This is a genomic window from Litoribaculum gwangyangense, assembly GCF_039543505.1.
Taxonomy (GTDB): domain Bacteria; phylum Bacteroidota; class Bacteroidia; order Flavobacteriales; family Flavobacteriaceae; genus Litoribaculum; species Litoribaculum gwangyangense.
Map to the genome: position 1 here is coordinate 524,592 of NZ_BAABJW010000001.1, position 20,143 is coordinate 544,734.

Consider the following 20,143-nt stretch of genomic DNA (forward strand, 5'->3'; position numbering starts at 1 on the left):
TAAATCATGCCCGCTAAAATATAAAACGGTGCCTATTACTAGTAATTCTAACTTTTTAGGTTATAATCTGTAAAATTATTATTCAACGGGAAGATGATTTGTTCAAGCTATTAATAATTTCAAGATATTTTTTATGTGAATACGATTTACGGCTATCGAAGAAACTTTCATCTTCATAATCGGGATGTTTTACATCAATAAAATATTCTTCCGCCCAATCCCTTTTAACTTTAAATTCTACACCATCAATAATTAGAGTGACTGTCATGGTTCCAATCCAAATTTCATTTCCCGGCTCAATTTCATGAAATCTATCTGTCCCTATAACTTCCATTTTTTCTGGAACTATATTAAACTCTATTAAAAAATCATCTTTAATAGCTTCTTCCAGACCTTTAGTGGAGCCCTCTATTAAACCAAATAAATATTGAACTACATGTTTTTTGTATTTTGTATACATTTAAATTCAACCTTACTTTATAAATCCATTATTTCCCAAAAAGTCAATACAATCGTCTTTTGATTTAAATTTGGTTTTATATTTTTCTTTAGACCCCCCTCTTGTATTGCCTTCTTCCCAATTTAGTCCATAAACGTTTAATAAGCTTTTCAAAAACTCACTTGCACAAAACCAGCCATTATCGTCTATATATCCTTCTTTGGTTTTAAATTTAGAATTGATATATAATCCTAAATATTGTGCTGTTTGTTTAGGAATATATGACCTCGTAGTTTCTTGTTGGGCGTCTTTTAATATTTGATTTTTAACAATGTTTTCTTTTTTAATTTTAGATTTATGTGTTGATTTCTTAGACTTGGTTCCATCTGGCCTGTTCCACCCGTTTTCTTCTGGCTTGCTTTGAAAAAATATAAATAACTGGCGCTCCAATTCCCAAGTGGAAAAATTTTCTATTTGATTTTCAGCTTTGATTTGTTCAGCGGCACTTAGCATACTATCCCAATAATATTTTAAGTCATTCCATTTGTTAGTTGTACTATCTTTGTCCATGGTATATTTAGCCATGATTTCATCATATATTGGTAAGGGATTTTCAAAAGCAAAAGCTTTTTGCCAAAACCTTAAATGCTTAGTAATAAAAGATATATTAATGCCCCTTGTTTCGTCACAAAACTTTCTACATGCTTTTGTTATTTCCTCAATCCCGTAATCTTTATTTAAACTTTTTGAAACTAACTCCTTATAATTTGCAAATAGTTTTGATTGAGATTCTTTTGCATATTTAAGGTATCTATCTCTACTAGAATTTCCTCCCCAAAGTTGAATTAAATGAAATAAATCTAATAAACCATTGTCATTTTCAACATCAAAATTGATGAGTGTTTTCATAATTACTGGTTCAATTTCATTGGGAGTTGTTGGACTCACTTCTAAAAAATATTTTTTTACTATTGAACTAAATCCATTATTCCGCATTGAAGTCACTCTTGATTTTACTGTAAAATTATATCCATCTAATTCCTGAAGGTCTCTGCTCCAATTCAAACTAGGTATTGCAAATTCTCCCTTTTGCAAATTTTGGATTCGTGGGTCATTAAGTGGTAATATCATTTCTAATTATTTCAGTTGCGGGTTAATTCATTTAAATGCTCATAAATCATAACCATCGCTAAAGTATCTAACTCACAATACTTTAGTAAGGCTTTTTTAATATTTTCACGTTCCATATCTGACATATCAGTATACTGTGCTAACCCATAGGCAGTCATAGCTGCTCCCCCGTCATTAATGTCCTCAATATCACTAACTCTTTCAAAATTATCATCCCAATTATCAAAAGGCTTTCCCAATGATTTATAAGGGTCAACCACCTTACCGTTTTCAATGTTTAGCCAGACTTTGTCAGGTGTAAAATTGTGTGAGTTGATTCCAATAGCACCAATAGGTTGGGAATATTTATTTCTTATTAATTCACTGGATTCAAAAACAGCCGGAAGAACGGCCTTTATGGAATTACTTCCTTTGGTATGAGGGTTGTAATAATAGTCCTTAATCACTTGACATAAATCTATCATGTCTCGATATCCCGTCCAGCTAAAGAATTCAGGATTGTTAGTTGCATGTGTAATTTGTTGTATGAATACAAACAAATCGTCCTTATCTTCAATATTAGAGTTATAGATTTGCCGCAAAATCTGGCACAATACTGTATTTTCATGATGGGAAAACCTAAAAATACTTCCCTCGTTTTGTTCCAGTACCAGTCTTAACGCCCTTACAAATTCAAAATTTGGAAACTCACCGGGGTTTAAATTAATATATTGATTGGCATGTTCAATTCTACCATCTTCATGATAAATGTGATGGGAAAACTGAAAGGCTATCTGTTCATATGGCTTTTGTCCTGAATAAAAAGGTAAAGCGACAGTTGATGTTTCAAAATCAATAAAGTTTAAAGGGAATTTCCAGGAGACCATTTCGGCCTTTAAGAGCTCTTTGAGGACTTCCGGTTCAAAATCATTTTCAAGTGCCTTATGCTTTTGGATAAGCTGCCTTTCAACCCTCGCCATCTTTCCAGAAGCACCCTTTATTTCACCAAATTCACCATCTTCTATTTCAGTTAACTTAATTTTGACCGTTTCATTTAGCTTTGGCCATCTTCTAAAGTCCCAAATTTCAAATACATTAGGGTCTTTAAAATCATCTTCTTTCCAGCCTAATTTTTTTGAAAAGCATTCTTTAAAACCAGATTTTAAGCCTTGGGTATTTCCATCGGTTTTAAATTCACAGTGCTTACAGATTTGAAAATTTAAATCATAGTTAAAAAAACGGTCTTCTTCATAAGCCTTTGCCAAAACTTGAATGGAGTTTTCAAAGGTGAATTCATTTAATATTCTATACTCACTTGACTCTATTCTCTGGATTATATCTGAAACATCCACTTTCGACAAAACAGATTCTTTTTCAGGATTATCAAGCTTGCTTATTTTTGCTTCTATACCAGTGCGGTTATCAGAAGCTTTTGAAACTCGAAACAGTTGATTTAAACCATCAATAGTAGTAGTCTTGTCCTTATCGGCCAACTTTAAAAATGGAGTAACGATAAAGTCAGGAAAGGCTTTTTCAATGACGTATTTCTGAAAGGCCACATCAAATAAATAGAATTTCCAATCTGTATTGAATTTTACTTCCTTTTTAGGGTTTCCTTGCTGAAATGATTTTGATTTTACCTCTATAAGGTTAATCTGGTTGCCTTTTTTCTCTAGAATATCAACTCTAATAAATAAGTTTTCAAATTGAAAGGCCGCTTCAAAAATGACCACATTTTCATTTTGGAGCAGTTTATTGGTTTCTTCAACCTTATCTTTATAATCATAGGCACCATCGGATTTTTTATCTTCAATTAAGACACCTTCAGGATAATGTAATTTGGCCAGCTCCTCTACTTGAAAGCCACCAGATGCAAGTGCCTCCAAAAATGAATTATCCTGTTTTGTATTGGCATATTCATTCTTATTGGTGTAGTACAATTTATTGGGACATTCAAGCCCCAGTTTGTATCTGGATTTTGTGAGTGCTCTCATACGACTTAAATATACTTGATTTTAAAATATTAGGAGGTTTCTGTTATATGATTTTATTGGTAGGGTCTTCTTGTTCAAGGAAATCTTCTATTTCTAATTTGTGTTCATAGTATATAATCATGATGGACAATGCAAAAGCTGGCAACAGAGCAGATGGAACCGTTTCACTTAGCAACATCATGTCCAAACCTTCCATAACAATTGTATGTACATCCAATTCAGTGATAAAAAACTCAGAATATGATTCAGTGTACCTATTCCATTTGGGCGCCATTTTAACAGCCGTTCCTGGTTTATCCTTACTTGTTGCTAGAAAGTGCCCAAATGTGCTTTCCCACTTTAAAAAATCAATTTTGTTTTTTGGCCGTCTACTCCAGTATTGCCTTTGGTGCCTATAGTAATAGACACCAAGATTATGGACCACGTTCAACTGCTCCATACGGAATTTTAACTGGGAAAACTCTTTAAATAAATTTAAATTATCCTCGGGATTGGTCTCTAGGTTATGATTGAAGTAAGTGGTAAACTCTTCGGCAAAACCTTCATACCTCAAATCAAATAGAATTTGAAAATATGGTATTTTTAATAGAAAAGATGGTCGCAGTGGAAGTTTCATATATGATTAATTATATGCAAATGAATATCTTTAAATGGACATATTACGTCCACGTATTGAATATTCCTTTTAAAAAATAAAAACAAACACTAGCAAAAAGAATTGGCCACAATAAAATAACCAAGTGAGTATTTAAAGTTTGATCGGACGCTTGTTTATCATCAAATATTTCCATTTTATCTAAAACAGAAACACAGTAGTTTATTAATAATCCAATTACAAAATAGACAATAATTAAATTTATAATCATAATATTATTTTTTTACAACATTACCACTTATATTGGACAAATAATGTCCAATTTTCAAAAAATATGAATTCATATCCTAACCTTTCTCGCCTAATTTTAATTATTGATCTATTAAAGAGAAACCGCTTAACAAAAACGAAATTGAAAGAAAGGTTAGAAACTTTTGATATTTCTGTTTCAGAAAAAACTCTGAGAAGAGATTTTAAAATAATCAAAGATCTTGGTTATGATTTAAACCCCAACAATTCACATGTGTTGTCCATTGAAAATGATATTACTCATGAAATAGACATTTTAAACAAGGTTAAAGACAGAATGAACTCTAACAGCTTACATCAGTTTATCACAGATGAGAACACGCTTCAATCTCCTCCAACTATAAGTTCTGTCGTATTGCCAACCATATTAAAATCTATAACAAACCGGATATCCATCAGTTTTGTATATCAAAAATTTAATTCTAACCTCAAAAGCAATCGTCATGTGGCACCATTAGTTTTGAAGGAATATAATGGACAATGGCATTTGCTAGCTTTTGAATTAGATTCTGAAGACCCGACAGCAAAAGTATTCGGCTGTGATAGAATTAATTCATTAAGTACACATGAGCAATTTGCGATTAATTTAATAGATGAAAACAAGCAAAAAATCATTGACTTTAAAAATACTTTGGGAGCTTCTATGCCTTTAAGTGAATGGGAGCCTTCAAAACCATATTTTAAAACTCCAATTACGGAAACTATTATACTAGAGGTAAACAAAGGTTATCTAAACCATCTAAAAAATAACCCAATTCACTATTCTCAAAGAATTACCAATGAAGTAGAAAATGGATTTACTAGAGTATATTTTAAACTTATTCCTAATCTTGAATTAATAAAATTTATACTTGCACAGCAAGGTGATATCAAAATAATTGAGCCAGTGAATTTGAAGAAGTTTATTAGGGAATACTATAAAAACTTGATTTCAGATATTACCTAAAAGCGAAAGTTAACCACTTTTATATAGCTATCTTAGGCAATCAATCTTTAGTATAACTAGTCATCATTTTAATCTAATTTGTCTTCAAATCAAAACAATGATTTCCTTCTTATACTGAATAATTAATATTAACTAAAAAAATTATTTTTTTAGTTTTTCTATAACTTTTTAAGTTAAAGATATAAAGGTACTCCCAGCCACAACCCCACCCAAGCTTTAGCAGGTGGGGGTTGTCCCCCCTTCAATAAAACTGCTATAACTAAAAATCATTTTAATTATGGTTACAGTAAAAGAAATTAAAAAGGCTGAAAATTCAAAAGGAGAAGAATTTTTCATGTTAGTAGTTGAATCTGGAGCTATGGCTGTTAAAAGCAAAAAAACAGGTAGGCTTTATTTTACGGCTAAGAGAGCTTATGTCTCCACCTCCTTCGATGAGAAAACAGCATCATCATTAATAGGGATGGAATTTGAAGGCACCATTAGAAAAGTAGAAACAGATCCTTATGAATACACCATTGAAGAAACTGGTGAGATTATAGAAATGAGTCATCGCTGGGAATATGTAGATCCAGCATTAGAAATGCAAGAACAGTTGGTTGAAGAAGCTGCTGTGATTTAACCACCTGCACTTTCGACATTTTCAACACTTTTAAAGAGTTTACCGCTAATACGTGGTAAGCTCTTTTTTATTACTAAAACAACATATATATGTTTAAACAAAGAAAATACATCATGCAATTACAACAAACAAAACGGCACAACGTAAAACTACGTTTAGGGATATCTGGTGCCTCAGGATTTGGTAAAACCTATTCTGCCCTTCAATTAGCCTATGGTATGACCAATGATTGGTCAAAAATAGCTGTCATAGATACAGAGAATGCATCAGCTAGCCTATATGCTGATTTAGGTGACTTCAACGTATTGAACCTAAATCCGCCATACAGCCCAGAACGGTATATAAAAGCTATAAACATCTGTGAAGAAGCTAATATGGAAATTTTAGTTTTAGATTCCGTAAGCCATGAATGGCAAGGTGATGATGGCTGTCTGCAAATTCACGAACAATTGGGTGGTAGATTTCAGGATTGGGCCAAGGTTAAACCAAGGCACCAGAAATTCATAGACAGAATACTCAGCAGTAGATGCCACATCATCACTACGGCAAGGCGTAAAACGGATTATTCTCTGGATGTAGGATCGAACGGCAAATCCAAGGTGGTCAAGCACGGCACCAAGGAGATAACCAGTGAGGGCTTTGAATACGAGCTAACGCTGAATTTTGAGCTCATCAACGAGAATCATCTGTGCAAGGTCAGTAAGGACCGGACCAACCTTTTCCAGGGAAAACCTGAATTTATTATTGACACTGAAGTGGGCAAACAATTAAAGGCTTGGTGCCATCAAGGGATTTCTCTGGAGAATGTACTGCAAGAAATAAGAAACATCACAACAGTAGAAGGCTTGAGGCATTTGTACCATAAACATCGTGCTATACAAAAGGAAATATTGCCCCCTATTCTAGAGAGAAAATCTGAAATAATGAATATCGTACAGATTGTCGACAGCAAACAAATCATTAACCCAAAAACAATAGAAAATAATGGAATTGAAACTACCAACACAGCAAGTGGTGAGTAACCACGAGATAGAATCAACATCTATTTCAAATAACAACAGATTTATAGAAGCCAATACAAAACAGGTAAGTTTATCACATCTTAAACAGGATTGTACAATTCCTGTTTTTGCCAAAGATAACGAAACCACCATACCGCATTTTGAATTCATAGATGCGGTAAGAACCACAGCCCAACAATTGTTTCCAGAAGGAACGGTTATGATGCCTAACATAAGAACTAGTCATGTTATTAAAGGACGTATTCCTTCTGCAATAGGTAAACCAGCAAAAGAGCTATTAGAACATGAAAAGACCATATACTACGAACGTCTTGGGTTCATGTTGGAGATACCTCATGTGCACACATACATCAACAACCAGAAGCTCAACCTCACTGTTGGAGGTGTACGGTCTTATTCTGAACAAAACCTGTTCTCAAAAAAGAGCATTGAAAAGTTCAAGGTCTTTATCGGATTCAAGAATATGGTGTGCTGTAATCTGTGTATTGCAACGGATGGTTTAAAGGATGATTTAAGGGTGAGCAGTGTGGAGGAGCTCCAATCAAAAACGCAAGAGTTGTTTTTAAACTACAAACAAGAAGAACATGTTGATGCTATGAGGCAATTACAAGACAATACCATTAACCAGGAGCAGTTTGCCCATTTGGTAGGAAAGATGAAACTTTATCATCATCTAAGCAAGGAACAAAAGCAAGAATTGTTCGATTTGAAGACTACGGATTCACAAATTAATACAATTATCAAAAACTATGTAGAAGACCAGTATTTCGGTGTGGATGATAATGGCTACATCAATCTCTGGAATTTGTACAACCTGTTCACAGAGAGCTCTAAAAGCAACTATATCGACAACTTTTTGAGTAGAAATTGCAATACCTATGAGTTTGTAAATCATCTTAGTGGGGCACTTAAAAACAATGAGGATAACTATTTCCTGAAAAGGCATGATGTAGCCCACTAAACATAATTTATTTTATTAGAAATGAGCAATAAGGAACTGATCGAGCTTTTGAAATTTTGCTCACCACACATCATTTATGTGGTTAATGGACAAAATAGCATAATAAAGCTACATACACCTCTTAAACTTTTAGTATTACAGGATATTGGAGTTTTATCGAAAAACGAAAAAGTATTCTGTACAAAATTAAAAATCACTAAAAGCGGTAGGATTGTGTTTTATATAGAAGGTAAAAACTACCACACATACTATTTTGACATTCTAACAAAATAAATGACAAAGAGCATTATGCTGTATTTTTTGGTTCTATGGAAATAGAACATTTTCTGAGACGGTTTTGGCTCTATAATAATAAAACTACTGAGAAAATTAACCTTGAGGACCACTTACATATCAAAACCTAACCTTATAATTTAATTTTTGTTATATCAAAAAACATAAAAAATTATGTATAATTTTTAAAGTTAGGTTTTATATGTTGGTGGCTTATTGAAACGGTAATTTAAATCTCAACTAATACTTATTTCAGATTCGTTTTATTAAACCACATATTTATACAATGATCAACAACAAAACTATTCAAAGTACCACCACTGCACACTCTGAAGATAACCCAACCTATATCTTCATTTCTTTCAACCAACTCATGTAGTTTTTTTTCATAAACTTCGTAATCCATATCAATTTCATCATCATTCAAGCCAAATAGTAGTCTTGCATCATCAGAAATAACCTCAAATACACCTTCGTCTTGAACAAAACAAAATTGCATCGCTGGTGACGGGATGAATTCTTCTTCACTCAGTATTTGATGTCCCGTGGCTGGACAGTAAAGGGGATAACCGTCATGTAAATCTATTTTTACAATTTGCATTTGATGTTAAATTTATATTTAATTAAATTTTATAGGCATTGAAAGGTAATAATTATAATAGTCAATTAATAATCCATCTTTGAATATCCCTGGCAAGCTCAAAATATTTGTTTTTTGAACCTGCCAATTTTGATCCATAAATAGTTTTAAATTCTTGATATACAATAGCCTGTACATCTTCTATAGTTTGATTTTCTTTTAATTGTGAAATAATTATTTCGGCTTCTGACTGATATTGATCTTTAATATTAATAATTTTTATTAAACCCATCGGGTCGTGTTTATCAATCATGTCATTGAGTTTCTTTAATTTATTATCATTTTTTTCGATTAGAAAATCACTGTCATCATTCAGAGCTTTAAAACTAGCTTCAAGTTCATCAGCTTTTCTTTCCATCCATTCTGATAGGCTTTCTATTTTATTAATACCCAATGCTACTAGTTGTGTATTTATGTCTTTAATGAATTTTTCATTTGCTTTTTGCTTAATAGAACCTACGATGTGCTCAAAAACACCTTTATTTGAACTTCTAACTTCAAAACTATCATTCCCTTTTTTAAACAACAAAGAATCTTCAGTTCTACCAATATTAAAATTTATATTTAAAAAAGTGTGGTTGCCAAACCCACCATAATGATAATCAAATATAATTGGATACTTATGATTTCTATTAAACAATCCATTAGATTGCCTTTCAATTTTTAACCTTGCTTTTTTATACAGTTCGGCATTGTTATATACATTGGTTTCATAATGTACCGAATCATCATTTTCAATGATATAAATTATAAGCCCTCCTGTGTTGCCCATTGCTCCACCTTCAGCATATTCCACATAAATAATGTTGTCCATGATGAACTTATTTAATATTTCTTCTGTTAATTCTTTTCTGTACATTTTTATTTTTTAATTAGGTTCTTGCATATCTACCAGTTTGAAAAATCGGTAAGATTAATTTCTTCACCATCAGTACGTCTTACTATTTTGATAACTCCAAGACCAGTAGGTTGAAATATAAATTCATATTGAAACTCTTGACCCCAAACATCTACCGTTTCAAGTTCTGTAAGTTGCTTTTTCCAATTATAGAATTTGTTTAGTTCTTGCTTGTTTAATTTAAACTTCATTAGTCGTTAATTTTTATTAATTCTTGATATAATTTCTCGAATTCAATTTCCCTTATCTCAATATCATCAGTCCAGGCATAAGAATAGCCTTTTGGTTTGTTTACTCTCATAATCTCACAGCAGTCTGAATTATATGGCAACCCTAAATAATGGCTTAATTCTCTAAATAAAGTTGCTTTTAAAATTCCGTAATCTAACAGGCACAACTTGGATAATAGAATCAATTTACGTTCTCTGTCAATTTTACCAAGATTAAAACCGGATAGTTCTTGTGGTGTATTAGATTCCGGTTCAATTAAAATCCAACGGATCTCATCAAGCCTATTTTCCAATTCTATGTCATGTTTTAAGACACTAAATCTATATTCTTCAAAAAACTCAGCCACCAAAGAGTCATTAAGTATAAATCCTTTAAAAGTTTCATTTTTATTTTTTAGTAAACTTTTTAATATTATCGGTTTAACCTGTGATGATAGGTTTGAATGAAGTAAAAAGCTAAGTATAAAAACTATATAGTATTTCATTTGTTAGAGTTTAATTTATTAATGCAATGTCTATATGTTATTAAGGTTTCTGATTTAACAGACTCTATTTTTTTGCCTCTAAAATTTAAAGCGATTAGGAGCAGCTCAATACTATTCAAATATTCCACATCACCTATAATGAACTTTAGTTCATCAATGTTTAACTTTTCTGCATGAATGCTGTATTCCTGGGTCATCCCTATTTCTTTTTCAATTAAAAATAAACTACTATTTAAGTTTATTTTTAATAATTTTTTTATCACATTAAACAACGGAAATAACGTTTCTTGCTCAACTAAGTCTTTTATTTTAAATGTCTGAAGACGTTTTCTTCCTTTTTTTATTTCAATTATATCTCTTCCGTTATGAATTAAACCACCAAATGAATTTAAAATATTGATTCTTTTTAAATCTTCAATAGACTGAAACTTTTCTATTTTAAGTAATTTAAAAAACCTAATATCTAAAAGAGCCTCCTCTAGTGGTTGGTTCAACCTTTTTGCTGTTTCAAAAAAGTGGTCTTCAAAATCTGACTCTATTAGTAAATTATATACTTGAAGTGATTCTCCGTAAAGCCTGATTTTAATAGTATTGTCATTCATTGGTCTTCAACCTAAGCCTAAACATGATATGATTTTTCAACTTGAAAAAATAAATCAAGAGACTTTTTATCCTTTATAAAAACATTTCTCACCGCTCCCTTAATTGGATCTGAGATAATCCCGGCATCATATAGTTCATCAATAATTTGACTTACTTTTTCAAAATCTACACCCAATTCATACATTAAATTCGATATGGATACTACCTGTTTAACAACAACTATTGTTGCGGCTTTTTTAAATAGGTTACTACGTTGAGAATGGAATGTTTTAGGCCGATCAGCAATTATTTGTTCTATTCTGTTGTTTTTAAAGTTATCCGTTTTGAGAACTTCAGCTATTCGCTTTTCTCTTTTCTTCTTTTTATTTACAACTACTTTATAAATGAACTTAAAAAAGTCTATAAGTAATATAAGAACTATTGAAATTAAGTTACAAACTAATCCAACAAATAGGCCTATTGCAGCTAAATCAGCCGCCAAATTACTTGGTTTATACTTAATTTCGGCAGACTTTACTGATCTTACCCAATGCTCTGCTTCCAAATCATATCTTAACCTAGTGGTAGCAGAATTATCATTAGGCCTCCATAAATAATTCTGTCTTTGTCCTTGTGTTGGCATGTATTAAACTTTTAAAATTAAACTGGAATTAAATTTGTGCCCTCCCAAAACTTTTCAGTGTATCATAACAACCTTCTTTGAGAGGGCATAACAAAATGCTCTTTCGGTTATGCAGCATCAGTATTGACATACATGGAACTATTCTCAACATTAGTTAGCTGATTGCGCCATTCTCTTTCTCCGGAACAGATGATTTTAATACCTGTAAACCCTAATGTATTTCTTTCATCATCAACGGGATAATTACTAATTAACAAGCCATACTCGTACTGGTTTTTCTTAAAGAAAATGCTGCCAAAATCACTATCCAAGGAACAATCCCAGTTCCGGTAAACACGGTTACTGTTATTGTTATAGCTAGAAGCAATACGTACAGTAACGCCTTTCTGCTTAAATCTAGTCCCTTTGGTAGAAACATTGTAGAACACCGAATTAAAATAATCTAATAGTCGCTCATAGGCTTCATCATCAATGAAACCAAGAGCATTTCTACCTTCCTCTGTGATAAGTATATCATAGCTTATTTCTTCAATACTCGTAATTGGAGTAAAAACACCTTCAACCTGGTGTCTTTGGAATTTTGTATGAGTACTTAAGCCCCTAACATTATTGTTAAACAATTCATTTCGCCAGGTATCATCTGCAAATATCTCCCAATCCTGCTCAAATTGAGCATAGTGTTGTAGTAAGCTCAAACTTGCCATAAGTCTGATACTCCTATTATTATGATACCCACAAAATCTACCGGTGATACCTTGTGCACCATTAGCAAGTTGTCGGTCTCTGGGCTCTATTCCAAAACGAATCTTTTCTTTCAAAATTCCTAAATCCTTACCAGCTGTAAGAGCCTGAACTACAATTAATATAACACGCTGCCCTCTTCTGTTAATAAGGTCTTTAACTTCTTTTAGGCCTTCGTTAATACCAAAATCACAAGCAGAATCCGAACCAATTACGATAACGGAACACTGCCTTTTGTAATCGTTTCTTAATAATCTTCTGAGTTCTAATGCCCTATTAGTATTAGACTCTCTAATAACTCCTAACCCATTTTCAAAAGTATTAAGGTATTCTACATAAGAAACTACGGTTGGATGTAATGAATAAATTACATCCTCTCCACTACCCTGTGATTGTAAAGGTCTAAACCCTTCCGGTAAATCCTCAATCAAACCATCTGCTAACATTTCTGTAATACCATAATACTCAGGTGGTCTCACACCAACAACAACATCTATATCGGCATCCCCTGAGTATTGGGCATCTAAAATGTCATAAGGTGTGGCACTAACAGCTAGCAATCTAATGTCAGGGATACGTCTTCTTAATTCACTAAAAAATGCGATTTGAAAACTAGATTCCTCACCACAACCATATTGGTCCTCATCACGAATAATCAGTTGAACATCAAAGTCATTAACTACTTTATGAGGATTAGGATGGTTAAAAAAGTCACTCATCTTCATAACTTTTATTTTTGAAGCATTCATTTCTCCTGTCGAAATATCATAAAATTCCTGGTGAAGTACTCTACAATTCTGATCATATAAATCTGTATCACGCATACTGGTTACAAATAGTATAGACTCATAATTATGAATAAAGCCAAGAGCAGGTAACACGTAGTTACATAAAAAGTAAACCGTTCCTGATTTTCCACTTTGCATAGAGGCTACAAATGCCATGTTTTGATTTCCTTCCTTAATAGAAAGACCAATTCTAAGTGCATTAATAATTTGATTAGGAAAAATTCCAGTGCGTCTAGAATTATTGAGGGTATCAACAATATTATCCTCTAAAGATTGAGGCGCGTCTAGCTGTTGTAAAAGCGTTTGGATTTCAGAATCCCAAAAATTTTGATATGCAGTCATACTATCAGATTTAAAAGTTACACTGCAATATTAGTTAATAATTATGCATAGTAATTGCATAGTAATTTTAAACTCTTCTTTTAAGCTACTACTGCATTATTATTTATCAAATCAATGATTTTAACAATTTTTGTTACGTCTGCATCATTTTCAAAAACACCTATTAAGCCTTGATCGTTAAGATCTGTAAAAGGTGGCTCGAATAGCATTGCTTTATCTATTGTGCCATTTTTAGTGAGATAAGACATTATTGTCCTGATAAAAGTGATCTGATCTGCCCTTAAATTTCCTGTCTGCAAGAATTCTGCAAATGCTTCGTTTACTGTCTGCTCATTTAAGCCTGTTATGCTTCTAATAAAAGCTCCTAATGGTTGTTCGCCATATTGTTTTACAAATTCTTCTTTAGTGCCAGCCACACTATCTGTAAACAGTATTTTTTCTAACGCATTAAGCTCATCCTTAGTAATAGCTATATTATTAGAAAGTTTGTGTATTGTTAAATGATGTTTGTTTTTACGAATGTAACTTTCTACCCTATCCTTGTATGATTGTAAACTCACATAAGTATTTACCGGTTCCCTAGCGGTAATGTTTTCTAAATCTATTTCATCCTCGAAATGTGTGTAAACTGGTTCTTGCTTTTCAACTTCAAGATATTTTATTAATTCCCGAAGTGCTACCCTTAATTCTTCTAACTTTTTAACATTAATAGTGTTCCAGTATTGTTCAGTCTGAATCTCTTTAATTAGTGGCATGTGCACTGCCACCTGTGGTATGTTATCTTTTTTTTGAAGTGCCGTCGCTGTTCTGAAAATCTTACTCATGTATTTGCCTGTATTACCAGACTCACTCAACAATAGTATTTGATAAATAAGCACCAGCATATCAAATCGTCTAGCGAGCTCATCATCATCTTTAGTTGCCGGCTGTAAATGCGATAAATGTGTTTTGATTTCCTGCACATCACTTTTAGACAGATTTAGCCATTTGGATTTGTTGCTGTGTTCCTTAACGTACCTTAACTGCTTGCGAACTACAAATCTATTTTCATCCAAATTCTTGATACTAGCATGAAGCTCATCCAAATATTTATCTCTAATCTCTATTTGCTCTTCTGTCTTATCTGGAATATCTGCAACCAATTGTGTGACCTTCAGTTTGGCTTCAAAGATTTGTTGTAATAGAGGCTTAACGTTAGAAGTATTGGCACCATCTGGATACTCATCAAAAAACTCGAAGTTTTGGCAATAATCGAAGATTAAAAATTCCTTTTTATCTTCATTTGGACCAAATAGATCAGGACACAATCTAGTACCTCTACCAATCATCTGCCAGAATTTAGAAGCACTTTTTACCAATTTAAAGAACACCAAATTAACTACTCTTGGTGCATCCACACCTGTATCCATCATATCAACCGAAACTGCTATTTGAGGATCTTGTTCCTGATAAGGATCGGCAAATTTTTCAAGTAAATCCTGTGCTTTTGTTTCATAGTTATCGATGATCCTTAAAAACTTACCTCCATATTCCGGATAATTCTTATTAAAGCGTTCTTCAATAAATACTGCATGTTTATGATTCTTAGCAAAAATGATGGTCTTACCCAGTTTGTCTCCACCACTAACCTTAATACCGTTTTCCATAAGGTGCTCTAGCACTTTATCAACTGTATCTGTATTAAATAGCCACTTATTAAGTGCTCCACTGCTAATAGTATCCGGTGCTTCTTCATTTGTGGGATCACCAAACTTTTCTTCATATTCCAGTTTTTCGGCTTCTGATAGCTCATGGTATTTAATGCCCTCTCTTTGAAATTTTAAAGGCACACTAATGGCTTTTGGTGGCACTAGAAAACCATCATTCACCGCTTTATCCAATTCATAAGCAAATGTTGGATTGTCATCTTCAATACCAAATAACCCATAGGTGTTACGATCAATATCCTTTTTAGGTGTTGCCGTTAATCCTAATAGCATCGCATCAAAATATTCAAAAATCGCTCTGTATTTTTGATAGACTGACCGGTGGGCTTCATCAATAATGATCAAATCGAAATGACCTACTCCATAGAAGCGTTGATCGTCTGTTTTAACTTTGTCTATTTTATTGATGATGGTTGGATATGTTGAAAACACCAGCCTTGTATTATTATCCTCTTTTTCTTTTGTTAAATCTATCGCTGAAAGTTCTGGCAAATGTTCCCTGAAGGCGTTTTTAGCTTGAGACACTAAAGCATTCCTATCTGCTAGGAATAAAATGCGTTTTGCCCAATTGCATTTGGTAAGCATATCTACAATAGCTGTAGCTGTTCTAGTCTTACCAGATCCTGTAGCCATTACTAACAAACTTTCCCTTCTAGCACCTCTCAATTTGCCATCTGGAGTATCTGTGACTAAGTTTTCTGCTACTCGTTGTATGGATTCCAGTTGATAATCACGCCCTGCAATATTGGTATTAACCTTAAATTTTCTAGGGTCTTTTCTAGTTGTTCTTCTATCGACCAATAATTGTAGTTCATCTTGCGTGTAAAACCCTTGTATTTCCCTATCGGTGTAAAAAGTATCATCCCAAATAAAGGTTTCAAATCCGTTAGTGTAGAAAATAACAGGCCTTTGAGCATGCATTTTTTCTAAGCAATCGGCATAGAGTTCTGCTTGATGTCTTCCTTTCCTGGCATCAGCCATGGTTTTTTTAGCCTCCACCACTGCTAACGGTTTACCATCTTTGCCCCATAGAACGTAATCAACGTATCCTATACCTGATGGATTAGTACTGATTGGCATGCCGGTTACCTCATATTCTAGATCTCTACCATCTGTTAAGTTTTCCCAACCAGCTTCTTTAAGCAATACATCAATGTAGAGTTTACGAGTAACAGATTCTGGTATTAAGATTGGTATTGCCTTTTCAGAATCTTTAGCCTTTTCACGCTTTACTCTACGCTCTTTATTAGCTATTTGCTGAGCTTCCAACTGCTTTTTAAGCAACTCAATTTCGTTAGCTTGCTCTTCCAGTTTTTTACGCTCTAACAGCTCCTTTTCTCTTTTCTGGAGTAACTGTTGTTCTAAGATTTGCAGTTCCTTTAGCGTAGTTTTGTGTTTATTACCATCTGGTATGAGCCCCATGTTAAATGTTGGGATCTTAATCTCTTCCTCACTGTAGTACAATCCTAAAAAACTTAAAAATCGAAAGAGGTTTTTAATACTGGCTATGGATTGATCATGCGTTATAGCTTTACCATGTGCACCAGCATTTCCATTTAAACGAATAAGGTTAATTTCCCTAAACATGGAGGGTTTTATAATATCCCTAAAACATTGTGCATGTATTAAGCTGGATAGCTTGGTATCATAAGGCCATTCCAGATCTACATCATTATCATAGAGCCAGTGCATTGTCTTCTCTAAAGCACTGCGAGCAATAAGCACACTGGCTTTAGGTGAAGTTAAAGTAAGCTGTTCAGCTTCTTTAGCTTCCTTAAAAATGGCCGGCCATTGTTTATGTAGAAATTGGAAGTTGCTCATTCCTAGTATTCACTAAGTTTTTCTAACAGAGTTTTAATTTGTTTATCTAAATCAACTTTTTCAATTATACCATAACCCCCTAAATCATCTAAAAAAGCTTTTATTTCAGCAACACTTTCATTAAAAGTTTTATGTGCAAACTTTTTAAGTATTTCTGTGCCATTTTGAATTAAATACCCGATGAACAGGTCTTCATCTTTAAAGTATAATAATGTTAAAGGTTCTCTTTTGTCCTCAAATATTACTGTAAGTTTTTTTACCATTTTTATTAATTTAATTTGTTAATTTTCCTTTAAATGCCTTTTGTAACAGGCTGTTAAACAAATAATCTGCTTTATCGAATTCTTGTTGGACTAATGCTTTTTGGGCTTCTATTGATTTAACTCTTTCTGTGAAGATCTTTTGCAATTGTAAATCTGGACATATTATCAACATGGCTCTTAAATCTTTAAGGTTTAATCCTCTGAGTGTCGCTCCTTTTGCCTTGCCATCAACAAATGTTCTAAATCTATTATTGCTAAACAAATAGTAAAGATACTCAAGAGTACAATTACTCGAGTTATCCAACCAAATTGGCACCACCCCTCTAGTTACATTTGCTCCTTTAAGCTCTTTATCAGCTATCGCTACTAATCCAATAGTGCCTCTTACAGTTACTAGTAATTCCCCTCCTTGAAGCTTCGTCCTATCAAATTGATTAGCTATTTCTATTGCAACTTTTTTAAGACCATTAGATTTAAGAGTTTTCATTGTAAAATCAACGGGTCTCACAACAGGAATCCCTTCTTCAAGATCTTCTCCAGGCTGGACAATACCATACGCCATTGGACATTTTTCACTTACAATTTGTTCCATTGCTAGTTGTTCCCAACCCTTCGGATTAGTCACAGGATCTCCAAACATATCTAGAAACAGGGATTGTGTAAGGGCATCATACTTTTCTATTAGAGCTTTTGTTTTTTGCCTGTAGCCATCTGCGGTATCTAATATTTTTGCTATTTGTTTTTGTTGGTCTAGTGGTGGTAGAGGGATTTTAAGATTCCTTAGAATTTTAAGTGAAACAAATTTCTGAGTTCCCCCTTTCATAGCTTTTTCTATCTGCCTATTTATGACAAATGAATTCAATAAGTGCAAAAAATATTTATTATGGAGTCGAGTATCATTAAATTTAAACAAGGCTACATTTTTAATGGCGTAGTTAGGTTCTTCATCAACTAGGGCATAATTGCCAATTGAACCAATCATGGAGTACAATATGTCGCCTTTATCTACTTTTGATCTTTTATTAATGGCTACGTAATCATCCTCAGAAATTAAACTTACATCACTAAAATCAATTATTCCTTGTTTTAAATTTTTAGAAGTTATGAGCGGATAGCCCATATCTATGTATTTTGGGCTATCATGTGTGCCATCTCGAATATCTAGTACTTCATTTGATATTACTTGTTCCCAACTCATTGTAACATCTTCTTTAAAGCATTTAAAGCTTCATTACGTTCTTTATCTAAAGCTTCAATATCACTAATAATTACAGAAGGTGAATCATATTCTATTTCTTCATAGACAATCTCCTTATAGCGGGTTATAGATAGATCCCAATCGTTTTGCTTAATCTCATCAAAAGGCACTAAAAAGCTTTTTTCGGTTCTTGCTCTAGATAATTCATCCTCCATAGAATGGTATCTAGATAGTATTTCTGGAATATCATTGTCCTTAACTGGTGAACGCTTATCATCTAAACTGTAACCATCTGCTTGCATATCATAGAACCAAACATTATCTGTGCCTCCTGTTCCTGTTTTGGTAAAGAATAGCACCGCTGTACTTACACCTGCATAAGGTTTAAACACACCACTAGGCATAGAAATAACAGCATCGAGCTTATGATTTTCAATAATTTCTTGTCGTATTTGTTTATGGGCGCCAGAGCTACCAAACAGCACACCATCTGGCACAATTACAGCACATCTACCACCTGATTTTAGCATACGTAGCATTAGTGCTAAGAAGAGTAATTCGGTCTTTTTAGACTTTACCATTTTAAGTACTGAGCCTTCAACGACATCATAATCTAAAGCTCCTTTAAATGGTGGATTGGCTAATATGAGTGAATATTGATTTCTAATATGTGCTAAGCTTTCACCAAGCGCATTGTCCTTGATCAAATTTGGGCTTTCAATACCATGCAACTGTAAATTCATAGCACCAATTCGCACCATGGTGTCATCTATTTCAATACCATTAAACATCTTATCATTAAAATGTTTTCTAAAATCCTTATCTAAGAACCAATCGTTATGGTTATCTCTGTAATACTCGCTTGCAGTTACTAAAAATCCAGCTGTTCCAGCGGAAGGGTCACAGATGATATCATCTTTTTTAGGTTGTACCATATCGACCATCATACGAATGATATGACGTGGTGTTCTAAACTGTCCGTTAGTACCTGCCGAAGCTATTTTAGACAACATGTACTCGTACAAATCACCTTTAGTATCTCTATCTTTCATATCAATAGCATCAATAAGCTGTACTACCTGATCAAGCAACTTAGGTGTAGCTATAATAAAATTGGCATTTTTCATAAAATCTGCGAAGATGCCTGCAATGTGTCCCACTTGTTTCATATGATCAAACACCGTCATATTATCTACCATAGGCTTAGTAAATAACTCGAACATACTTTGCGGATCTTTGTTTTTAAATGAGCTCCAACGCAGTTCTTTTTGTGCAGGTGTAAATAATTCATTCTTAACAGGAATACCTACTGTATTGGCTTTCTTTTCTTCTAAGAGTTGTCTTTCGTCTAATCTTCTAATGAATAGTAGGTAGGTGAATTGTTCTATTACGGTTAGTGGGTTAGATATGCCTCCAGACCAGAAGGTCTCCCATATTTTGTCTACTTGTGATTTGAGTTCGCCTGTTATCATGTAAAATTATTATTTTTGAGCTGTAAGTAATTGCCTATAAATTTAAGCGTTTCTAGTTTAAAAACA

Annotated in this window: 19 protein-coding genes; 4 read left to right on the plus strand and 15 right to left on the minus strand. The window is 33.3% G+C overall.

What is annotated here, in order from left to right; genetic code table 11:
- Positions 1–82 precede the first annotated feature (82 nt).
- The 4 genes from ABD963_RS02285 to ABD963_RS02300 are packed head-to-tail and all read right to left on the minus strand — an operon-like array spanning position 83 to position 4,159.
- Positions 83–460, minus strand: a complete 378-nt coding sequence (locus ABD963_RS02285; protein ID WP_345275315.1) for a hypothetical protein — start codon at positions 458–460, stop codon at positions 83–85.
- Positions 461–472: 12 nt separating this feature from the next.
- Positions 473–1,570 carry a hypothetical protein gene (locus ABD963_RS02290; RefSeq protein ID WP_345275316.1) on the minus strand — a complete coding sequence of 366 codons (1,098 nt, stop codon included), beginning with the start codon at positions 1,568–1,570 and terminating at the stop codon, positions 473–475.
- An 11-nt stretch (positions 1,571–1,581) separates the two neighbouring features.
- Positions 1,582–3,543 carry a DUF2779 domain-containing protein gene (locus ABD963_RS02295; protein ID WP_345275317.1) on the minus strand — a complete coding sequence of 654 codons (1,962 nt, stop codon included), beginning with the start codon at positions 3,541–3,543 and terminating at the stop codon, positions 1,582–1,584.
- A gap of 43 nt (positions 3,544–3,586) precedes the next feature.
- On the minus strand, positions 3,587–4,159 hold the full coding sequence (locus ABD963_RS02300) for a hypothetical protein (protein WP_345275318.1): 573 nt from the start codon (positions 4,157–4,159) through the stop codon (positions 3,587–3,589).
- A gap of 391 nt (positions 4,160–4,550) precedes the next feature.
- Here ABD963_RS02300 and ABD963_RS02305 point away from each other — a divergent pair, with 391 nt between their 5' ends.
- The 4 genes from ABD963_RS02305 to ABD963_RS02320 all read left to right on the plus strand — a co-directional run bounded on the left by ABD963_RS02305 (position 4,551) and on the right by ABD963_RS02320 (position 7,995).
- On the plus strand, positions 4,551–5,393 hold the full coding sequence (locus ABD963_RS02305; protein ID WP_345275319.1) for a helix-turn-helix transcriptional regulator: 843 nt from the start codon (positions 4,551–4,553) through the stop codon (positions 5,391–5,393).
- Between the two features lie 277 nt (positions 5,394–5,670).
- The gene (locus tag ABD963_RS02310; protein WP_345275320.1) at positions 5,671–6,012 is read left to right on the plus strand and encodes a hypothetical protein; all 342 of its coding nucleotides are present in this window, start codon (positions 5,671–5,673) and stop codon (positions 6,010–6,012) included.
- 89 nt (positions 6,013–6,101) lie between these two features.
- The gene (locus ABD963_RS02315; RefSeq protein WP_345275321.1) at positions 6,102–7,034 is read left to right on the plus strand and encodes an AAA family ATPase; all 933 of its coding nucleotides are present in this window, start codon (positions 6,102–6,104) and stop codon (positions 7,032–7,034) included.
- Entirely contained in the window at positions 6,997–7,995 is a 999-nt protein-coding gene (locus ABD963_RS02320; protein WP_345275322.1) for a DUF3871 family protein, read from the plus strand. Before ABD963_RS02315 ends, ABD963_RS02320 begins: the two co-directional genes overlap by 38 nt.
- A 520-nt stretch (positions 7,996–8,515) precedes the next feature.
- Here the strand turns inward: ABD963_RS02320 and ABD963_RS02325 are convergent.
- From ABD963_RS02325 to ABD963_RS02375, 11 genes are all read right to left on the minus strand, one after another.
- Positions 8,516–8,869 (minus strand): hypothetical protein, encoded by a 354-nt coding sequence (locus ABD963_RS02325; protein ID WP_345275323.1) that lies wholly within the window; start codon positions 8,867–8,869, stop codon positions 8,516–8,518.
- Positions 8,870–8,930: 61 nt separating this feature from the next.
- Positions 8,931–9,767, minus strand: coding sequence for a hypothetical protein (locus ABD963_RS02330; protein WP_345275324.1), 837 nt, complete (start codon positions 9,765–9,767; stop codon positions 8,931–8,933).
- 29 nt (positions 9,768–9,796) lie between these two features.
- Positions 9,797–9,997, minus strand: a complete 201-nt coding sequence (locus tag ABD963_RS02335; RefSeq protein ID WP_345275325.1) for a hypothetical protein — start codon at positions 9,995–9,997, stop codon at positions 9,797–9,799.
- Positions 9,997–10,521, minus strand: coding sequence for a hypothetical protein (locus ABD963_RS02340; RefSeq protein ID WP_345275326.1), 525 nt, complete (start codon positions 10,519–10,521; stop codon positions 9,997–9,999). Before ABD963_RS02340 ends, ABD963_RS02335 begins: the two co-directional genes overlap by 1 nt.
- Positions 10,518–11,123: a hypothetical protein gene (locus ABD963_RS02345; protein ID WP_345275327.1), complete on the minus strand. Its 606-nt coding sequence runs from the start codon at positions 11,121–11,123 to the stop codon at positions 10,518–10,520. The genes ABD963_RS02340 and ABD963_RS02345 overlap by 4 nt, the downstream gene beginning before the upstream one ends.
- A gap of 17 nt (positions 11,124–11,140) precedes the next feature.
- On the minus strand, positions 11,141–11,746 hold the full coding sequence (locus ABD963_RS02350) for a DNA translocase FtsK (protein ID WP_345275328.1): 606 nt from the start codon (positions 11,744–11,746) through the stop codon (positions 11,141–11,143).
- Positions 11,747–11,853: 107 nt separating this feature from the next.
- A complete protein-coding gene (locus ABD963_RS02355) occupies positions 11,854–13,617 on the minus strand; it encodes a hypothetical protein (RefSeq protein WP_345275329.1) in 1,764 nt (587 codons plus the stop codon).
- An 80-nt stretch (positions 13,618–13,697) separates the two neighbouring features.
- Positions 13,698–17,144 (minus strand): DEAD/DEAH box helicase family protein, encoded by a 3,447-nt coding sequence (locus ABD963_RS02360; RefSeq protein WP_345275330.1) that lies wholly within the window; start codon positions 17,142–17,144, stop codon positions 13,698–13,700.
- Between the two features lie 2 nt (positions 17,145–17,146).
- Complete coding sequence (locus tag ABD963_RS02365) at positions 17,147–17,407, minus strand: hypothetical protein (RefSeq protein ID WP_345275331.1); 261 nt, start codon at positions 17,405–17,407, stop codon at positions 17,147–17,149.
- Positions 17,408–17,417: 10 nt separating this feature from the next.
- Positions 17,418–18,605, minus strand: a complete 1,188-nt coding sequence (locus ABD963_RS02370) for a restriction endonuclease subunit S (RefSeq protein WP_345275332.1) — start codon at positions 18,603–18,605, stop codon at positions 17,418–17,420.
- Positions 18,602–20,077: a type I restriction-modification system subunit M gene (locus ABD963_RS02375; protein ID WP_345275333.1), complete on the minus strand. Its 1,476-nt coding sequence runs from the start codon at positions 20,075–20,077 to the stop codon at positions 18,602–18,604. Before ABD963_RS02375 ends, ABD963_RS02370 begins: the two co-directional genes overlap by 4 nt.
- Positions 20,078–20,143: the final 66 nt, after the last annotated feature.

Coding starts and splice junctions, on each gene's coding strand:
- ABD963_RS02285 (WP_345275315.1), bottom strand. CDS start 460: ATGTATACAAAATACAAAAAACATGTAGTTCAATATTTATTTGGTTTA.
- ABD963_RS02290 (WP_345275316.1), bottom strand. CDS start 1,570: ATGATATTACCACTTAATGACCCACGAATCCAAAATTTGCAAAAGGGA.
- ABD963_RS02295 (WP_345275317.1), bottom strand. CDS start 3,543: ATGAGAGCACTCACAAAATCCAGATACAAACTGGGGCTTGAATGTCCC.
- ABD963_RS02300 (WP_345275318.1), bottom strand. CDS start 4,159: ATGAAACTTCCACTGCGACCATCTTTTCTATTAAAAATACCATATTTT.
- ABD963_RS02310 (WP_345275320.1), top strand. CDS start 5,671: ATGGTTACAGTAAAAGAAATTAAAAAGGCTGAAAATTCAAAAGGAGAA.
- ABD963_RS02315 (WP_345275321.1), top strand. CDS start 6,102: ATGTTTAAACAAAGAAAATACATCATGCAATTACAACAAACAAAACGG.
- ABD963_RS02320 (WP_345275322.1), top strand. CDS start 6,997: ATGGAATTGAAACTACCAACACAGCAAGTGGTGAGTAACCACGAGATA.
- ABD963_RS02325 (WP_345275323.1), bottom strand. CDS start 8,869: ATGCAAATTGTAAAAATAGATTTACATGACGGTTATCCCCTTTACTGT.
- ABD963_RS02330 (WP_345275324.1), bottom strand. CDS start 9,767: ATGTACAGAAAAGAATTAACAGAAGAAATATTAAATAAGTTCATCATG.
- ABD963_RS02335 (WP_345275325.1), bottom strand. CDS start 9,997: ATGAAGTTTAAATTAAACAAGCAAGAACTAAACAAATTCTATAATTGG.
- ABD963_RS02340 (WP_345275326.1), bottom strand. CDS start 10,521: ATGAAATACTATATAGTTTTTATACTTAGCTTTTTACTTCATTCAAAC.
- ABD963_RS02345 (WP_345275327.1), bottom strand. CDS start 11,123: ATGAATGACAATACTATTAAAATCAGGCTTTACGGAGAATCACTTCAA.
- ABD963_RS02350 (WP_345275328.1), bottom strand. CDS start 11,746: ATGCCAACACAAGGACAAAGACAGAATTATTTATGGAGGCCTAATGAT.
- ABD963_RS02355 (WP_345275329.1), bottom strand. CDS start 13,617: ATGACTGCATATCAAAATTTTTGGGATTCTGAAATCCAAACGCTTTTA.
- ABD963_RS02360 (WP_345275330.1), bottom strand. CDS start 17,144: ATGAGCAACTTCCAATTTCTACATAAACAATGGCCGGCCATTTTTAAG.
- ABD963_RS02365 (WP_345275331.1), bottom strand. CDS start 17,407: ATGGTAAAAAAACTTACAGTAATATTTGAGGACAAAAGAGAACCTTTA.
- ABD963_RS02370 (WP_345275332.1), bottom strand. CDS start 18,605: ATGAGTTGGGAACAAGTAATATCAAATGAAGTACTAGATATTCGAGAT.
- ABD963_RS02375 (WP_345275333.1), bottom strand. CDS start 20,077: ATGATAACAGGCGAACTCAAATCACAAGTAGACAAAATATGGGAGACC.